Consider the following 17847-nt stretch of genomic DNA (forward strand, 5'->3'; position numbering starts at 1 on the left):
GGACGCGGCCAGCATATTGGTCGCCGCCGCGCCGCGCACCCTCGCCCGCGACCAGGCGCGGCGCCCCTACCCGCCTGCCGTGTCCCGTGACAGTCTGGATGCATGAGGAATCTGATCGTGCGGTTCGCGTCGCTCTACGTCTTCAACGTGGTCGTGCTGCTGGTGATCGGCTGGCTCACGCCGGCGCGGGTCGGCCTGCACGCGCTGTGGGCCTCGGTGATCCTGACCCTGGCGACGCTGTTCCTCAAGCCGCTGCTGAAGAGGGCTGCATCGTCGATGTCCGCCGGCGGCACCAAGTTCGTGCAGTACCTCGCCGTGTTCGTGGTCGAGTTCCTCATCTGGGCGCTCACGGTCTGGCTGAGCGGCGTGCGCGCGGGGAACCTCTGGGGCTGGATCCTCCCGCCGGTGATCCTGCTCATCGGCTGGGTGATCTACGACCAGGTCGACGACGCACTCACCCGCAAGGCCGGCGAGCTCTACGACGCAGCAGGAGCGAAGATCTCCGGATCCCGGGCCGGATCCGCGCGCGACACGCCTGCGGCCGGGTCCGTCGCGTCGTCTCAGGCGACCGCCGCCGGGCGCGAGGAGCTCAAGGACGGTCTCACGCCCGAGCAGCGTCGCATGCTCGACGAGCTCGGCTGAGCCCGCCCGCTGCCCGCAGACGGAACGGGCGGATCCGACCAGTGTCGGATCCGCCCGTCGTTGGTCGGTGCGTGTGCGTCGCCGCGCTCAGGCGGCGGCGCGCTCCGCGGCCTCGACCACGTTCGTCATGAGCAGGGCGACCGTCATCGGGCCGACGCCCCCGGGGTTCGGCGAGATCCACCCGGCGACCTCGGCGACCGCCGGATCCACGTCGCCGTAGACTTTGCTCTTGCCGGTCTCCGGGTCGTCCTCGCGCGTCACGCCCACGTCCAGCACCGCGGCGCCGGGCTTGACGACATCGGCGGTGATGAGGTGCTTGACCCCGGCACCGGCGACGATCACGTCGGCCTCGCGCAGGTACGGCGACATGTCGGGCGTCCCCGTGTGCACCTGCGTGACGGTGGCGTTGATGTCGCGCCGCGTGAGCAGCAGGCCCATCGGGCGACCGATCGTGACTCCGCGGCCCACCACGACCACGTGCTTGCCCTTGAGGTCGTAGTCGTTGCGCAGCAGCAGCTCGATCACTCCGCGCGGCGTGCACGGCAGCGGCGTGCGGATCGGTGCGTTCACGTTGAGCACGAGCCGGCCGAGGTTCGTCGGGTGCAGTCCGTCGGCATCCTTGGCCGGGTCGATCCGCTCGAGGATCGCGTCGGTGTCGAGGTGCTTCGGCAGGGGCAGCTGCACGATGTAGCCGTGGCAGGCCGGATCCGCGTTGAGCTCATCGATCACGGCCTCGACCTCGGCCTGCGTGGCGTCGGCCGGCAGCTCGCGCTGGATCGAGTTCATCCCGATCGCCTCGGACTGCCGGTGCTTCATGCCGACGTACAGCTGCGACGCCGGGTCGGCTCCGACCAGCACCGTGGCGATGCCGGGGACGATGCCCTTCTCCCTCAGCGCGGCGACGCGCTCGGCGAGCTCCGCCTTGATCTCGGCCGCGGCCGCCTTGCCGTCGAGGATCCGAGCCGTCACTGCACGAGGTCCGGGTAGAGCGGGAACGCGGCCGCGAGCGCGTCCACGCGGGCGCGCAGCGCCTCCACGTCGGCGCCGGGCTGCAGCGCGAGGGCGATGACGTCCGCCACCTCGGTGAACTCGGCGTCTCCGAATCCGCGCGTCGCGAGCGCGGGCGTGCCGATGCGCAGGCCGGAGGTGACCATCGGCGGACGCGGGTCGTTCGGGACGGCGTTGCGGTTCACCGTGATGTGGATGTCGTGCAGCAGGTCTTCGGCCTGCTTGCCGTCGATCTCGGCGTCACGCAGGTCGACGAGCACGAGGTGCACATCGGTGCCACCGGAGCGGACCGCGATGCCCGCATCGGTGACGTCCTGCTGCGAGAGACGGTCGGCGATGAGCGCGGCGCCGCGCAGCACCCGCTCCTGGCGCTCCTTGAACTCCGGGGTGCCCGCGATCTTGAAGGCGGTCGCCTTGGCGGCGATCACGTGCATGAGCGGGCCGCCCTGCTGGCCCGGGAAGACCGCGGAGTTGATCTTCTTCGCGATCTCCGCGTCGTTCGTCAGGATGAAGCCGGAGCGGGGGCCGCCGATGGTCTTGTGCACGGTCGAGGAGACGACGTGTGCGTGCGGCACCGGGTTCGGGTGCAGGCCCGCGGCGACGAGTCCGGCGAAGTGCGCCATGTCGACCCAGAGCAGCGCGCCCACCTCGTCGGCGATCTCGCGGAAGGCGGCGAAGTCGAGGGTGCGCGGGTAGGCGGACCAACCGGCGATGATGACCTTCGGCTTGTGCTCGATGGCGAGGCGGCGCACCTCGTCCATGTCGATGGTCGAGGTCTCGGGGTTCACGCCGTAGGCGACGATGTCGTAGAGCCGCCCGGAGAAGTTGATCTTCATGCCGTGCGTGAGGTGGCCGCCCTGGTCGAGCGACAGACCGAGCAGGGTGTCGCCGGGGCGGGCGATGGCGTGCAGCACCGCGGCGTTCGCGGTGGCGCCGGAGTGCGGCTGGACATTGGCGAACTCGGCGCCGAACAGCTCCTTCGCGCGGGCGATCGCGAGCTCCTCGGCGACGTCGACCTCCTCGCAGCCGCCGTAGTAGCGGCGGCCGGGGTAGCCCTCGGCGTACTTGTTGGTCAGGACGGATCCCTGCGACTGCAGGACCGAGACCGGGACGAAGTTCTCCGAGGCGATCATCTCGAGGAAGGTCTGCTGGCGCTTGAGCTCCCGGTCGAGGACCTGGGCGATCTCGGGGTCGACCTCGGAGAGAGGCGCGTTGAAGAAACGGTCGGTCATGGCGTGCTCCTTTGACATAGCGAAGAGAAGGGTGCTCATCGGCCCAGGCGCGCGGTCGAATCCATGACGGTCGCTCCCCGGTGGTGACCCACCCAGACGCCAGTCGCGACAGGACGAGCCTACCGGATCGCGATGAGGATCCGGAGGGCGGTGACGACCGACCGTCGGCGCGGTGCGCCGCGCAGCACGGTAGTTTTTGTTCATGGTCCTGCATGATGCACCGTCGCTCATCCCCTTCCCCTCCTCCGTGCAGCTAGGCGAGGGTTCCGTCCCGCTCGGATCCGCGCACCTCGCCGGAGACCCTGACGCGATCGCCCTGCTGCGCCCGGAGCTCGAGGGCGTGCTCGGCTCGGATGCGCTGACCGAGGCGGGGACGACGGAGATCGCGCTCGAGATCGACCCCGCGCTCGGGTCCGCCGAGGGCTACACGCTCACCGCCGGCGCCGACCGGATCCGGGTCACGGGGCATGACGCCGCCGGCCTCTTCTACGGCACCCGCACGCTGCTGCAGCTGCTGCGCCGCGGCGAGCGCGACTGGTCCGTCCCGGAGGTCCGCATCGAGGACGCTCCGCGCTTCCGCTACCGCGGCGTCATGCTCGACGTCGCGCGGCATTTCTTCGACGTCGCCGACGTCGAGCGCTGGATCGACCGCGCCGTCGCGCTCAAGTACAACCACCTGCATCTGCACCTCACGGACGACCAGGGCTGGCGCATCCACATCGACGCCTGGCCGCAGCTCACCGGCGCCGGATCCGGCGGCGACGCGACCGGCGGCCCCGGGGGCTTCTACACGAAGGACGACATCCGCGAGATCGTCTCGTACGCCGCCGCACGGCACATGACGATCGTTCCCGAGATCGACCTGCCGGGGCACACCCACGCGGTCGGGCTCGGCTATCCCGACCTCGTCGAGGAGCCCGCGATCACGGAGGCGAACATCGCGGAGGCTGCCGCACTGGGCCAGCCGCTGCCGGCGCACGGGGTGCACTACGCCGCGTGGGGCGTGGGGCACTCGTCGGTGAAGATCCACGAGGAGCGCACCTACGAGCTCATCCGCGATGTGCTCGCCGAGGTCGCCGAGCTGATGCCGGGCCCGTACCTGCACATCGGGGGCGACGAGTGCCTCGGCACGTCCGCCGCCGACTTCGCGCTCTTCTTCGAGCGCGCGGGACGCCTCGCCGCGGCGACCGGGAAGACCCCCGTCGCCTGGCACGAGGCGGGCGCCGTCGACGGCCTCGTTCCGGGCATGATCGGGCAGTACTGGGGATCCGTCGTGCCGGAGGACGGCCACGCGGCGCACGCCCGTCGCTTCGTGGAGCGCGGCGGTGCTCTCATCCTCTCGCCCTCCGATCGCGCCTACCTCGACATGAAGCCTCGCGTCGACCATCCGCGGGGGCTCGCGTGGGCGGGGATCGTGCCGCTGCGGGACGCGTACGACTGGGACCCCGCCGCCGTGCTCGACGAGGTCCCCGCCGCGTCCATCCTCGGCATCGAGGCGCCGCTGTGGACCGAGTCCGTCACCACGCTCGCCGAAGCCGATGGGCTGGCGTTCCCGCGCATCGCCGCGCACGCGGAGATCGGCTGGTCGGCGCAGAATGGATCCGAGCGCACCTGGGAGTCGTTCCGCGGGAGGGTCGCGCAGCTCGTCCCCGCGTGGAAGGCTTCCGGCATCGCGGTCGACCGCGCCGCGCTGGACGATGAGAACACCCCGGAGCCCGCCGTGGGCCCCGGCACCGCCCCGAGCATCGAGGAGACCGCATGACCGCCCGCACCGAGAGCTCCGCGCAGGGGTCCCTCGTCATCCACTCCGCCCGCATCGTCTCGGGCGGGTCCGTCGTCGAGGACGGCTGGGTGCGGTTCGAGCATGGAACAGTCGCTGCGCGCGGCACCGGATCCGACTGGACGTCGGCGGACATCGTCGTGGACGCGAGCGAGGCGGCCGGCCGCGGCGCGATCCTCACGCCCGGCTTCGTCGACATCCACGGTCACGGCGGAGCGAGCGCGGCCTTCGACGACGGCGCCGACGCGATCCGCACCGCCCGGGCGATGCACCGCACGCACGGCACCACGCGTGCGGTCGTCTCGCTGATCACGGCGACGCTCGACGAGCTCTCCGAACGTGTCGGCATGGTCTCCGACCTGATGCAGACCGAGCACGACCTGCTCGGCTCGCACCTGGAGGGCCCGTTCCTCGATCCCGGCCACATGGGAGCCCACGATCCAGGGCTGCTGCGCGCTCCCGCCGCCGCCGATGTGCAGCGACTGCTCGATGCCGGCCGCGGCACGGTGCGCCAGGTCACCCTGGCCCCCGAGCTCGAGGGCGGGCTGGAGGCGATCCGTCTCGTCGTCGCGGCGGGCGCCGCCGCAGCCGTCGGCCACACCGACGCGGACGACGACACGATGCGCGCCGCATTCGACGCCGGCGCGACGATCCTCACCCATGCGTTCAACGCCATGCGCCCCGTGCACCACCGCGATCCCGGGCCGGTGCTCACCGCCGCGCACGACGAGCGCGTGACGCTGGAGGCGATCGCGGACAACATCCACCTACACCCGCACATCATCAAGCTCGTGTTCGACGAGGCGCCGGGACGGGTCGCGCTCGTCACCGATGCAATGGCGGCGGCCGGATCCGCGGACGGCGACTACATGCTCGGCTCGCTGCACGTCACCGTCCTCGACGGCGTCGCGAGGGTGGACAGCGGCTCGATCGCCGGCTCCACGCTCACGCAGGACGTGGCGCTGCGCCGTGCCGTCGAGGCGGGCGTCCCGCTCGCGGACGCCGTGCTCGCACTGACCCGCACGCCCGCGCGCGCGATCGGGGTCGCGGGCGAACTGGGCGAGCTCGAGCCCGGGCTGCTGGCGGACGCGGTGCTGCTGACCGCCGGACTCGACGTCACGACCGTGTGGACCGGTGCGGCACTGCGGCGCTGAACGCCGGGGCCGTCGATCAGGGCGGGGCCGCCGCTCCCCAGCGGCGGTCCCCCTCCCGTGATCTCCCCAGATCCTCTGGTACCCGATCAGAGGGCTCCCCTTGTCAGAGCGGGTCGGCCCGGAACTCCTCCCCCGAGGTACCGGGCCGACCCCGCCGACGGATCCCCATCCGCCGGAGCCTGTGCTCGCCGCCCCCCGGTGGCCCACGCAGACTGTCTCTGACAGGAGAGATGGGGGCGAAGCGGATCCATTACGCGACTTCGCAAGATTTCTTCAGAAAAGTTCTGAGACGCTGTCTCACGTGCATCGGGACCGAGTCCGATGCGTTCGACCTCTGATGACGGCCGGCGATTTCGTTCGTACCCTGGCGTGTTCGCGCCTCAGGGTGAACAATGGAGATTCCGCGTGATGAGAACCAGGGGTCTGCGTCTCTTCTGATGAGAACGCTTCCGACCTGAGAACCGAGAGATGACCGACCACACCCTTTCACCGAACGATGCCGCGCCCGCGTCGGGGCGGAGCGACGCCGACCTCGTGCTGCGCAGCCGCTCGGGCGATGCTGACGCGTTCGCCGAACTGTGGCGCCGGCACTACGCGTCGGGCATCACCGTGGCGCGGTCCGTCACCAGCACCTTCGACGCCGACGACCTCGTGCAGGAGGCCTTCGCCAAGATCTACCAGGCCATCCAGAAGGGCGGCGGGCCGACCGGCTCCTTCCGCGCCTATCTGTTCACGAGCATCCGCAACACCGCGGCCGGCTGGGGCCGTGCTCGGCGCGAGGCCCCGATCGACGAGCTCGACACCGTCGCCGATCCCTCCTCGACCGAGCAGGCCGCGAACGACGCCCTCGACCACAGCCTGTCCGCGAAGGCCTTCCGCAGCCTGCCGTCGCGCTGGCAGGAGGTGCTCTGGTACTCCGAGATCGAGCAGATGAAGCCGGCCGAGATCGCGCCGCTGCTCGGCATGACCGCGGGAGCGACCGCGCAGCTCGCCTTCCGGGCACGCGAGGGCCTGCGTGAGGCGTGGATCCAGGCGCACCTGAGCACCGCCGAGCCCGGATCGGTCTGCGAGTGGACCATCGAGCGCCTGGGCGCCTATTCGCGCGGCAACCTCGGCGCGCGCGACCGCGCCAAGCTGGAGAACCATCTCGGCGAGTGCGCACGCTGCCTGATCGTCGCGGCCGAGGCCAAGGAGGTCTCGCACCGTCTCGCGTTCGTGCTGCTTCCGCTGGTGCTCGGCATCGGCGGCTCCGGCGCCTATCTCGCGATGCTGCAGAGCGGATCCGCTCCGGTCGTCGCCCTCGCGGCGATGCCGTCGAGCGTCGTGCAGGGCGCCGTCGTCGCCGGATCCGCCGGCGCCGGTGCGGCGGGAGCCGCTGCCCACGGCGCCGGATCGGCTGCGGTCGGCTCAGGAGGCACCACAGGTTCCACGGGTGGCGCGGTCGCCGGCTTCGGCGCCCTGGTCGGCGCGGGGTCGGCGGCACTGGTGATCGCCGGCGCGATCGTCGCCGCGGCCGTGGTGCCCGGGCTCACCGCGAACCCCGCCTCCACCTCGGCCCCCTCCGCCTCGGATCAGGGCGACTCCAGCATCGTGGCCCAGATGTCGCCGCCGGCCAGCGGTCCGCTCACGCAGCCCGCCCCGGCGGATCCGGCACCCGACCCCGCCCCGCGGCCGGAGAAGCCGAGGCCGATCGTGAGCGTCCCGGTCGAGGTCCCCAAGAACGTGCCCGCGAGCGACCCCGCGCCCGTCCCGGTGGAGCCGACCACGCCCGTGGAGCCGGGCAAACCCGGTACGGACCCGGGCACAGACCCCGGCACGGATCCCGGTACAGACCCGGGTACAGACCCCGGCACCGACCCGGGTACAGACCCCGGCACGGACCCGGGTACGGACCCCGGAACCGATCCCGGCACCGGCCCCACCTTCTCGTGGGGCACGGCGACCTTCGTGATCGACGACAACCTCCACACCCACGTCCTGATCCCGCTCACGGGCACTCCCGGTACGAAAATCCAGGTCTGGATCAAGGGACGGCCCCCGCGCGGCGCTCAGGTCGTGCTGGACGCTGCGGGCACCGGCACGGCGGACATCCGCCCGAACGCCGCCGAGATCCTCTTCAACGCCACCGTGAAGCTGCGCTCCGTGATCGACGGCACGCCGGGAGCCTGGCGGACGACGACCCTGGCCGCGCTGGCCGTGACGGGCTCGACATCCGATCAGGCAGGCACTCCGGCGGATCCGGGGACGACGCCCGCCCCGCCCGCGACGCCCCCGGTCGAGACGCCGGGGACCGGCGCCCAGCCCGCGTCGACCCCGACCGTTCCCGCGCCCGCCCCGGCACCTGTCGAGCCGGCACCGGCACCGGCACCTCCCGAGACTGTCGTGCCCGCTCCGGACCAGACCGCGCCCGCGCCGACCGCTCCGGAATCGGTCGACCCGACGACCGCACCGGCGACCGTTGTCGACCCGCCGGCGCCCGCGGTCGCCCCCGCGCCCGGCGCGTAGAATTGTCGGCATGTCCGCCGACACCCCTACCCAGACCCCTGGAGCGGCCGCATCGCTCCCCCTGCAGCAGGGTGTGCTCCCCCGCGCCACCGCGCTCGACATCGTGCGCGTGATCGTCCTGGTCGCCGCGCTCGCGTCGCTCGTGCTGTGGGGCCTCGCCGTGTGGACCCTGCCGTGGAACCTCGTCGCAGCGATCGGCGCCCCGGTGATCACGCTGCTGCTGTGGGCGCTGTTCCTCTCCCCGCGCCCGGTGCTGGTCGTCCACCCGTTCGTGCGGGCCGCGGTCGAACTCCTCCTCTACGCCGCCGTGACCGTCGCCTGGTGGACGATGGGACAGGCCTGGATCGGGCTCGGCTTCGCCGTCGTCGCGATCGCCACGGGGCTCATGGCCGGCCGCCGCGCGCTGTCCTGAGGCCGCCGGTGCACGTCACCGTCCTGGATCGGCTCCGCACCGCGCTGGGCGACCGCGTCGACACCACGGACGCCGCTCTCGACGCCGCCCGTGCCGACCGCTCCGGGCATGCCTCACCGGCCGCACCCCTCGCGGTGGTGCACGCCGAATCGACCTCCGATGTGCAGGCGACGCTTCGCATCGCACACGAGACCCGCACGCCCGTCGTGGTGCGCGGCGCAGGCACCGGCCTGGCAGGCGCCGCGATCGCCGGCACCGGGGAGATCGTCCTGTCCACGCTGCGCATGCGCCGCGTGCTCGAGATCCGTCCCGACGACCTCCTCGCCGTGGTGGAACCGGGGATCCTCAACGCCGAGCTCGACGCGCTCCTGGCCGAGCGCGGACTGTGGTGGCCGCCCGACCCCGCCAGCCGCGACATCTCCACGATCGGCGGCAACATCGCCACCGGCGCGGGCGGCCTGCTGTGCGCCAAGTACGGCGTGGTGCGCGATGCCGTGCTGGCGATCGATCTCGTGCTCGCGGACGGCCGCCTGCTGCACCTGGGGCACCGCAGCGTGAAGGGCGTGACGGGCCTCGACCTCACCTCGCTCGTGATCAGATCCGAAGGGCGGCTCGGCGTGATCGTCGGCGCCACCCTGAAACTGCGCCGCATCGTGCCCGGCGGCCCGTGCACGATCGTCGCGACCTTTCCGGCCGTCCGCGACGCAGCCCGCGGATCCGCAGCCGTCACGGCCTCGGGAGCGGAGCCCGCGATCATGGAGCTCATGGATGCGCGCTGCCTCGCCGCCGTGCATGCGCTGCTCGAGCTGGATCCGCCGGCCGACGGGGTGGCGCAGCTGACGATCCAGACCGACGGACGCTCCGCCGCGGTCGAGGCGGAGCAGATCGCCACGGTGCTGCGCGCATCCGGGGGGACCGTGACGGTGACCGATGACCCCGCGCAGGGCGAGGAGCTGCTGCGGATCCGTCGTTCGATGCACGCCGCGATGGCGGCCCTGGGCACCACGCTCATCGAGGACGTCTCCGTGCCGCGCAGCGCACTGCCCGCGATGTTCGACGAGATCGCGCGCATCGAGCAGGAGTACGCGATCGAGATCCCCACGGTCGCTCACGCCGGCGACGGCAACCTGCATCCCAACTTCATCGTGCAGAGCCCGGAGATCCCCGAGCGGATCTGGCGGGCTGCGGACGACCTGTTCCGTGCCGCCATGCGTCTGGGCGGCACGCTCACCGGCGAGCACGGCATCGGGATCCTCAAGAGCCGCTGGCTCGCCGAGGAGCTCGGCGAGGACCAGTGGGAGCTGCAGCGCGACATCGTGCGCGCGTTCGATCCGGCAGGCATCCTGGCGCCCGGCCGAGTCTTCGCACCTCGCCCCGCCGGAGCGGGCGCCGCGACGCCGGACGATGAGATGCCGGACCGAACGGAGGAGTCCCATGCCTGACATCCATGTCTCGGCCGCGATCATCACCGACACGGCAGGGCGCGTGCTGGTGGTGCGCAAGCAGGGCACCGAACGGTTCATGCAGCCGGGCGGCAAGCCGGAGGCCGGTGAGACCGCGGCGCAGACCCTCGCTCGCGAACTGCACGAGGAGCTCGGGCTCCTCGTCGACGAGGACGCGCTGCGCCCGCTCGGCGTGTTCGTCTCGGCCGCTGCGAACGAGCCCGGTCACCGCGTGGTCGCGACCGCGTTCGCCACATCCGCCGAGCCCGGCGACGTGCAGGTGCAGGCCGAGCTCGCCGAGCTCCGCTGGATCACCCCGGCCGATGCGGAGTCGCTTCCGCTGGCGCCGCTCAGCGAGGAGCACCTGCTCCCCCTGGCCTGGCCGGGGCTTCTCCCCGATCGCTGAGCGTCGACGTGCCGGATCCGGTCAGATCCCCTGCCAGGCCGGCTTGTTCGCGAAGGTGTAGCGGTAGTAGTCGGCGAGCTTCAGCTTCGACGCCGCGGCCTCGTCCACGACCACCGTCGCGTGCGGATGCAGCTGGATCGCCGAGGCCGGCATGAAGGCGGAGAGCGGCCCCTCGACGGCATCCGCGATGGCCTGCGCCTTGCCCTCGCCGTAAGCGAGCAGCACGAGGTGGCGGGCCTCCAGGATCGTGCCGAGGCCCTGGGTGATGCAGTGCCGCGGCACCTGCGCGAGCGAGTCGAAGAAGCGCGCGTTGTCCTCGCGGGTCTGCTCCGTGAGGGTCTTGACTCTGGTGCGCGACGCGAACGAGCTGCCGGGCTCGTTGAACCCGATGTGACCGTCGGTGCCGATGCCGAGCAGCTGCAGGTCGACTCCGCCTGCCGCACGGATCTTGGCGTCGTACTCGGCGCCGGCGTGCTCGATCCCATCCTCGGATCCGTCCGGCACATGGACCAGCGCCGGGGTCAGGCCGAGCGGCTCGACGACCTCGCGCGTGATCACGGACCGGTAGCTCTCCGGGTGCGAGGGGTCGATGCCGACGTACTCGTCCAGGGCGAAACCGCGCACGCGCGAGACGTCGGCGTCGGCGAGCCGAGCGCGCAGGGCCGAGTAGACCGGCAGCGGGGTGGATCCGGTCGCGAGCCCGAGCACCGCGTCCGAGCGGCGGGCGATGAGCCGTGCGATCTCGGCGGCGACCAGTTCGCCGGCAGCGGCGGAGTTCTCGACGATGACGACTTCGGCCATGGGGTGCTCCCTCGTAGGTGTCGGTGGCGTGGATTCTGAGTGCGGGTCGACCTGACGCCGTGCTCAGACGAGTTCGGCGGGCAGCCGCGCGGCTCCCACCAGCGCGGCTCCGAGCGCGGCGGCAGGGGATCCGATCGGCAGCAGCTCGATCCTCTCATCCAGACGCAGCGAGCCGATGAACGGCGACTCCGCGCTCTCCTGGCGCAGCCGTCGCACGATGTCGTCCAGCAGGCGTTCGCCGAGGGCGGTGACCCCGCCGCCGATCACGACCGTCTCGATGTCGGCCCCGAGCACGAGGCTGCGGACCGCGGAGGCCGCACCGAACGCGATGCCCTCGCGCAGCTCCAGGGCGAACGCGTCGCCGTCCTCGGCGAGGTCGAAGATGTCGCGGAGGGGCAGCTCGCCGCCTCTCCCCCAGGCCTTGCTCACGGCGCCGCCGCCGCAAAAGGTCTCGATGCAGCCGCGCTGCCCGCAGCCGCACACGCGCCCGCGAGGGTCGACGGAGAGATGTCCGACCTCGCCGGCCGTGCCTCGCGCGCCGCGCCACAGCGCCCCGTCGATGACGATCCCCGCGGCGACCCCGGTGCCGAGGTTCAGGTAGGCCATCGAGTGCGCGTCGCCGCGCAGCGATCCGGCGCCGAGCGCCGCGGCCTTCACATCGTTCTCCACGGAGACGGGGACGGGCAGGCGGACGCGCACGGCGTCGGCGAGGTCCAGCTCGGTCACGCCGAGGTTGACCGCATGCAGCACCCGGCCGGCATCGGCGTCGATGAGGCCCGGGATCCCGATGCCGACCGATGCCACGTCCGAGACCGGGAAGCCACCCGCGTCGGCGAGAGCGGCGACGGCGTCGTGCACGGCGGCGACGACGGCGTGATCGCCCCACCCCGTGGGAATGCGGGTGCGGGCGAGGATCGCGCCGTCCGAGGCGAGGGCGAGCGCGTCGATCTTGGTTCCGCCGACGTCGAGGCCGACCCGGATCGCGCTCACGAGACGCCCAGCTGGCCGGACAGGACCATCACCGCTGCCCCGCGCAGCACGATGTCATCCTGTGCGGTGAGCCGGATCGCGACGTCGTCGAACACGCCCTCCAGTGTGCGCTCCGTGAGGGTGCGCGTGGCGGCCTCGATGAGCGTGCCGGCGAGCAGGTCGGCCGGACCGGACAGCACGATCTCCGAGAGGTCGAGCGCGGCGACGATCGGCGCGATGGCGACCCCGAGCCGTGTTCCGGCCTCCCGCAGCACCTGCTCCTCGGATGCCGGGTCCTCGGCGATGCGCGCGCGCAGCCGCGACGCGCTCAGCCAGGCCTCCAGGCATCCGTCCTTGCCGCACGCGCAGCGCGGCCCGCCGTCGGTGCCGACGACGACGTGGCCGATCTCCCCCGCCGCGAAGCGGCTCCCCACGAGGGGCTGACTGTCGGAGATCAGCCCCGCGCCCACGCCGCGGCCGATCTTGATCAGCAGCATGTCGGGACGGGCCTGACCGAAGGTGTACTCGGCGAGCACCGCGGCGTTCGCGTCGTTGCGCACCAGCACCGGCAGATCCAGGGCTGCGCTGAGCAGGCGCTCGAGCGGGAAGTCGCTCCAGTCCAGGTTGGGCGAGTTCAGCACCATCCCGTCCGGGCGGACGATCCCGGGAGCGCCGACGCCGATGCCGAGCACCGGCACGGTGGACAGCTCGACCAGCTCCGCGGCGAGGGAGCGGACCGCTTCGTACGCGGCCGCACCGCCGCTCGGACGAGGCAGGTCGCGGCGCTCGAGCACCACGCCGTCCAGGCTCATGAGCGCCCCCTCGAAGTCTCCGGGGCCGGACAGGTCGAGACCGACGATGCGGTGGCCGTCGCGATCGATGTCGATGAGGATGGGCGGCTTCCCCGGACCGGTGGTCTCGCGGATGCCCTTCTCCACGACGATGCCGTCATGGATGAACTCGCCGACAAGGTCGGAGATCGTCACGCGGGTGAGGCCCGTCTCCCGGGAGAGGTCCGCCCGGCTCATCGCCCCGGAGTGATAGAGCGTTTGCAGCACCAGCGCGCGATTGTGCCCGCGGGCGTGCTCGGGAAGCACCTTGGTGCTCGTGCGCAGCTTGCCCGCGGACCCGAAGCGGTGCGGGCTGCTCTCGCCGCTCTCCGCGTTCATCGGGCGACGCTGCTCATCCGTGGGACCATGTTTGTTAGTACACCTTACGAACGGGGTGAAAATCAAGCCCTATCGCGCGTGGCGCGAGTCGGGGTTACCCGAACGTTACCGGATCCGGGTTCGAGCACCGCGTGTTTCCCGCGCGCGGCGCCGTACGGCCGCGCGGGAGGACCGCCGATCCCGCACATGCCCGCCCGCCCTTGTGCTTCCGTTGCCGTTTTGTGATATGGCATCCCGTATCCTTGAAAGACTGACAGCGCTCAAGGGCAAGGGGGGTGTGCACGTGACGGATCTGGTGACGGCAGCGGGGGCTCCGACCGAGGAGAACACGATCGTCGACGGCACGGACGCGACCACGGAGGCCGCGACCGGAGACGGCGCGGGCGACCGACCCGTGGAGTGGGCGCCCACCGATGAGCCTGCGCGCAAGAAGCGCCACGTCGGGCGCTGGGTGGGCATCGGCCTCGGCGCGCTCGTGCTGGGACTCGGCGCCGCGTCGATGATCCTCATCGCGCCCGGCACCACGATCGCCGGAGTGCCGGTCGGCGGAATGACGCCCGGCGCCGCGGCAGAGGCGGTCAGCAACCACATCGGCGCCATGCAGATCACGCTCGCGGGCGAGGGCGACGGCAAGCGCGTCACCGGATCCGACCTGGGTGCGCACGTGGACGCGACGAAGCTCGCCGACAAGGCCTTCGCCGAGCGGCCGATGTGGAACATCACCAGCTGGATGTCCGCCCCGATCGCCGGCACGATCACCCTCGACGACCGCGCCGCCGAACACGCGCTGCGCGCGCAGGTGCCCACGGTCTACCAGGACGCGACCGACGCCACCGTCGCCTTCCATGGCACCGGCTACACGGCGACGCCCGCGAAGGACGGATCCGGCATCGACCTCAAGGCCCTCACGGCGGCGATCGCGTCTGCGGCGGAGAAGGGCCGGAGCTCCCTCACGTTCGAGGCGAAGGCGGCCCCGGTGGCCCCGGCCATCAGCGACAAGACCGCCGCGGCCACGGTGACCGAGCTCAACACCATGCTCTCCACGATCGGCTTCTACGTCGGCGCCGAGCGCACGGTGCCCGTGGACGCGGCGACGGCCGCCGGATGGCTCACCCTCACGCCCGAGGACGGCAAGCTCGCGATCACCGCGAACCAGGCCGCGATCCAGAAGAGCGTCGACGCGCTCGCGGCGACGGTCAACCGCGCACCGGTCAACGCGACGACGGTCGTGAACTCCTCGGGCGAGGTGCTCGACGACATCACTCCGGGCGTCACGGGCCGTCAGCTCGGCGACGTCTCCGGAGCCGCCGCGGCGTTCGCCGCACAGATCGCGAAGGGCAACGGCACCTTCGCCCTGCCGGTCAAGGACACCCCCTTCGCCTCGACCTCGCTGCTGCGCAAGGTCGACGTGAACCTCAGCACCGAGACGCTGACCGTCACCGAGAACGGCAACGTCGTCGACTCGTGGCTGATCTCCTCGGGCCGCGGCGACTTCGCGACGCACACCGGATCCTTCACCGTGAACTGGAAGCTCGACAGCCAGAACATGGGCAACACCGACCTCACCAAGGCGCCGTACTACTACCAGCCCGACGTGAAGTGGGTCATGTACTTCAACGGGGACGAGGCGCTGCACGGCGTGTACTGGCACGACAACTGGGGCACCCCGATGAGCCACGGCTGCGTCGGCATGCCGGAGTGGCGCGCCGAGTGGCTGTTCGACTGGACTCCGCAGGGCACCGAGGTCAACGTCCACTACTGAACGAGGGATCTCACAGGATCCGCTTCGGAGAGGCCCGTCGCATCGTGCGGCGGGCCTCTTCGTCTGTCCGGACGTGCGAGCCGACGCGATACCCCTCTCTCCGGAGGGACGACGAAGGGGCGGACGCAGCTCGCGTCCGCCCCTTCGTCGATCCGATCAGCTCAGGCCGTCGATGACCGCGTTCAGCGTGGCCGACGGACGCATGATCTTCGCCACGAGGGCACCGTCGGGGCGGTAGTAGCCGCCGATCTCGACGGGCTTGCCCTGCACCGCGGTGAGCTCGGAGACGATGCGCTCCTCGTCCGCGGCGAGCGCGGCGGCGACCGGGGCGAAGGCCGCTGCGAGCTCGGCGTCCTCGGTCTGCGCAGCCAGCTCCTGCGCCCAGTACAGGGCGAGGTAGAAGTGGCTGCCGCGGTTGTCGATCGTGCCGAGGGCTCGACCCGGCGAGCGGTCGTTCTCCAGGAACGTCCCCGTCGCGGCGTCGAGCGTCTTCGCCAGGATCGCGGCCTTCGCATTGCCGGTGCGGTCGGCGAAGTGCTCGAACGACGCGGCCAGGGCGAAGAACTCGCCCAGCGAGTCCCAGCGCAGGTAGTTCTCCTCGACGAGCTGCTGCACGTGCTTCGGGGCGGATCCGCCCGCGCCCGTCTCGAACAGGCCTCCGCCGGCGAGCAGCGGGACGATGCTCAGCATCTTCGCGCTGGTGCCGACCTCGAGGATCGGGAACAGGTCGGTGAGGTAGTCGCGCAGCACGTTGCCGGTGACCGAGATCGTGTCCTCGCCCGCGCGCATGCGCGCGAGGGAGTAGCGGGTCGCCTCCTCGGGGGTCAGGATCTCGATCGTGAGGCCGTCGGTGTCGTAGTCCTTGAGGTACTCGGTCACCTTGGCGATCAGCGCGGCGTCGTGGGAGCGGGCCGGGTTCAGCCAGAACACCGCGGGCGCGCCGGTGGCGCGGGCGCGGCTCACGGCCAGCTTCACCCAGTCGCGGACCGGGACGTCCTTGGTCTGCGTGGCGCGCCAGATGTCACCGGCGTGCACCTCGTGCTCCAGGACGACCTCGCCCGCCGAGGTGAGGACCTGTACACGGCCGTCGGCGGCGATCTCGAAGGTCTTGTCGTGGCTGCCGTACTCCTCGGCCGCCTGGGCCATGAGGCCGACGTTCGGCACGGTGCCGATGGTCGCGGGATCCAGCGGACCGTTCGCGATGACGTCCTCGATCGTGGCCTGGTAGACGCCGGCGTACGACGAGTCCGGGATGACGGCGAGAGTGTCGTCCTCTCCGCCGTCCTTGCCCCAGAGCTTGCCGCCGTTGCGGACCAGCGCGGGCATCGAGGCGTCGACGATCACGTCGCTCGGCACGTGCAGGTTGGTGATGCCCTTGTCCGAGTTCACGTAGCTGAGGCGCGGACCGCTCTCCATGGCCCGGAAGAACGCCTCGGCGATCTCCTCGCCGCCCTCGAGATCGGCGAGCCCGGCGAGGATGGAGCCGAGTCCGTCGTTCGCGGTGAGGCCGGCCGCGGCGAGCTTATCGCCGTACTGGGCGAAGACATCGGTGAAGTAGGCGCGCACGACGTGTCCGAAGATGATCGGATCCGAGACCTTCATCATCGTGGCCTTGAGGTGCACGGAGTACAGCACGTCCTCCGCCTTCGCCTCCGCAAGGGTCTCGGCGAGGAACGTGTCGAGGGCCGCGGCGTTCAGGAAGGTCGCGTCGACGATCTCACCCGGGAGCACCTTGAGGTTCTCCTTCAGGACGGTGACCTGCCCGTCCGCGGAGACGTGCTGGATCGTGAGCACGTCATCGCCCGGGGAGACCCAGCTGCGCTCGTTCGCCTTGAAGTCGTCGTGTCCGAGGGTGGCGACACGGGTCTTGGACCCGGCGGCGAAAGCCTTGTTGCGGTGCGGGTGCTTCTTCGCGTAGTTCTTCACCGCGAGTGGGGCACGGCGGTCGCTGTTGCCCTCGCGCAGCACCGGGTTCACGGCGGAGCCCTTGATGCGGTCGTACCGGGCGCGGATGTCCTTCTCCTCGACCGTGGACGCGTCGTCCGGATAGTCCGGGACGTCGAAGCCCTGCTGCTGCAGTTCCGCGATGGCGGCCTTCAGCTGCGGGATGGAGGCCGAGATGTTCGGCAGCTTGATGATGTTCGCTTCGGGTGTCGTGGCGAGGCCGCCGAGCTCGGCGAGCGCATCACCCACGGCCTGGCCGGAGCTCAGACGCTCCGGGAAGGTCGCGAGGATCCGGCCCGCGAGCGAGATGTCGCGGGTCTCGATGTCGACGCCCGCCTGGTGGGCGTAGGCCTGGACGATCGGCAGCAGCGAGGCGGTGGCCAGCGCCGGCGCCTCGTCCGTGTAGGTGTAGATGATGGCGTCGTCGGTCACCGGGGTCTCCGTTTCACACAGGAAGGGTTTCAGACAGCGGCCTCGCGCGGCTGCGCACGCGGGGCATCGCGCGAATTTGTCTCGATACCAAGATACCTGCCCTTCGTGCGCTTCCCGAGCGAGGTTCGCGGGTTCCTGCGCGGCTCCGCCGCGGCCCGGCCCCGCGATGCGTGCCGCGCAGATGAACTT

14 protein-coding genes and 1 riboswitch are annotated in these 17847 nt (G+C 71.4%); of the genes, 8 read left to right on the forward strand and 6 right to left on the reverse strand.

The features are described 5' to 3' along the window. Window positions 1–102: 102 nt before the first annotated feature. Window positions 103–642 carry a hypothetical protein gene (locus tag ACFWCK_RS01560; protein ID WP_233312898.1) on the forward strand — a complete coding sequence of 180 codons (540 nt, stop codon included), beginning with the start codon at window positions 103–105 and terminating at the stop codon, window positions 640–642. An 87-nt stretch (window positions 643–729) separates the two neighbouring features. Here ACFWCK_RS01560 and ACFWCK_RS01565 read toward each other — a convergent pair whose 3' ends face one another. Together ACFWCK_RS01565 and glyA are read right to left on the reverse strand one after the other, a co-directional pair. Further along, window positions 730–1611, reverse strand: a complete 882-nt coding sequence (locus ACFWCK_RS01565; protein ID WP_233312899.1) for a bifunctional methylenetetrahydrofolate dehydrogenase/methenyltetrahydrofolate cyclohydrolase — start codon at window positions 1609–1611, stop codon at window positions 730–732. Further along, window positions 1608–2882 carry a serine hydroxymethyltransferase gene (gene glyA / locus ACFWCK_RS01570; RefSeq protein ID WP_233312900.1) on the reverse strand — a complete coding sequence of 425 codons (1275 nt, stop codon included), beginning with the start codon at window positions 2880–2882 and terminating at the stop codon, window positions 1608–1610. Before glyA ends, ACFWCK_RS01565 begins: the two co-directional genes overlap by 4 nt. Window positions 2883–2916: 34 nt before the next feature. Further along, a riboswitch (ZMP/ZTP riboswitch) is annotated at window positions 2917–2999 on the reverse strand. Window positions 3000–3084: 85 nt separating this feature from the next. Between glyA and ACFWCK_RS01575 the strand changes: the two genes are divergently transcribed. The 6 genes from ACFWCK_RS01575 (at window position 3085) to ACFWCK_RS01600 (ending at window position 10581) form a co-directional block, all read left to right on the forward strand. Next, window positions 3085–4644 carry a beta-N-acetylhexosaminidase gene (locus ACFWCK_RS01575; protein ID WP_378804225.1) on the forward strand — a complete coding sequence of 520 codons (1560 nt, stop codon included), beginning with the start codon at window positions 3085–3087 and terminating at the stop codon, window positions 4642–4644. Next, the gene (gene nagA, locus ACFWCK_RS01580) at window positions 4641–5816 is read left to right on the forward strand and encodes an N-acetylglucosamine-6-phosphate deacetylase (protein ID WP_378804226.1); all 1176 of its coding nucleotides are present in this window, start codon (window positions 4641–4643) and stop codon (window positions 5814–5816) included. The genes ACFWCK_RS01575 and nagA overlap by 4 nt, the downstream gene beginning before the upstream one ends. Before the next feature lie 468 nt (window positions 5817–6284). Then, window positions 6285–8321: a sigma-70 family RNA polymerase sigma factor gene (locus ACFWCK_RS01585; RefSeq protein ID WP_378804227.1), complete on the forward strand. Its 2037-nt coding sequence runs from the start codon at window positions 6285–6287 to the stop codon at window positions 8319–8321. 10 nt (window positions 8322–8331) lie between these two features. Continuing rightward, the gene (locus ACFWCK_RS01590) at window positions 8332–8733 is read left to right on the forward strand and encodes a YrdB family protein (protein ID WP_233312903.1); all 402 of its coding nucleotides are present in this window, start codon (window positions 8332–8334) and stop codon (window positions 8731–8733) included. An 8-nt stretch (window positions 8734–8741) separates the two neighbouring features. Continuing rightward, entirely contained in the window at window positions 8742–10175 is a 1434-nt protein-coding gene (locus ACFWCK_RS01595; protein WP_378804228.1) for an FAD-binding oxidoreductase, read from the forward strand. Further along, window positions 10168–10581 (forward strand): NUDIX domain-containing protein, encoded by a 414-nt coding sequence (locus ACFWCK_RS01600; RefSeq protein ID WP_233312905.1) that lies wholly within the window; start codon window positions 10168–10170, stop codon window positions 10579–10581. Before ACFWCK_RS01595 ends, ACFWCK_RS01600 begins: the two co-directional genes overlap by 8 nt. 21 nt (window positions 10582–10602) lie before the next feature. Here ACFWCK_RS01600 and nagB read toward each other — a convergent pair whose 3' ends face one another. From nagB to ACFWCK_RS01615, 3 genes are all read right to left on the reverse strand, one after another. After that, window positions 10603–11382, reverse strand: coding sequence for a glucosamine-6-phosphate deaminase (gene nagB, locus ACFWCK_RS01605; RefSeq protein ID WP_233312906.1), 780 nt, complete (start codon window positions 11380–11382; stop codon window positions 10603–10605). A 63-nt stretch (window positions 11383–11445) separates the two neighbouring features. Further along, window positions 11446–12372: an ROK family protein gene (locus ACFWCK_RS01610; protein ID WP_378804229.1), complete on the reverse strand. Its 927-nt coding sequence runs from the start codon at window positions 12370–12372 to the stop codon at window positions 11446–11448. Then, complete coding sequence (locus ACFWCK_RS01615) at window positions 12369–13520, reverse strand: ROK family transcriptional regulator (protein WP_233312907.1); 1152 nt, start codon at window positions 13518–13520, stop codon at window positions 12369–12371. The genes ACFWCK_RS01610 and ACFWCK_RS01615 overlap by 4 nt, the downstream gene beginning before the upstream one ends. Window positions 13521–13803: 283 nt before the next feature. Here ACFWCK_RS01615 and ACFWCK_RS01620 point away from each other — a divergent pair, with 283 nt between their 5' ends. Beyond that, a complete protein-coding gene (locus ACFWCK_RS01620) occupies window positions 13804–15282 on the forward strand; it encodes a L,D-transpeptidase family protein (RefSeq protein ID WP_378804230.1) in 1479 nt (492 codons plus the stop codon). Between the two features lie 156 nt (window positions 15283–15438). Here ACFWCK_RS01620 and ACFWCK_RS01625 read toward each other — a convergent pair whose 3' ends face one another. Then, window positions 15439–17658, reverse strand: coding sequence for an NADP-dependent isocitrate dehydrogenase (locus tag ACFWCK_RS01625; RefSeq protein ID WP_378804231.1), 2220 nt, complete (start codon window positions 17656–17658; stop codon window positions 15439–15441). Window positions 17659–17847 lie beyond the last annotated feature (189 nt).

It is taken from the genome of Microbacterium sp. NPDC060117 (assembly GCF_042729315.1).
In the GTDB taxonomy this organism is placed as follows: Bacteria; Actinomycetota; Actinomycetes; order Actinomycetales; family Microbacteriaceae; genus Microbacterium.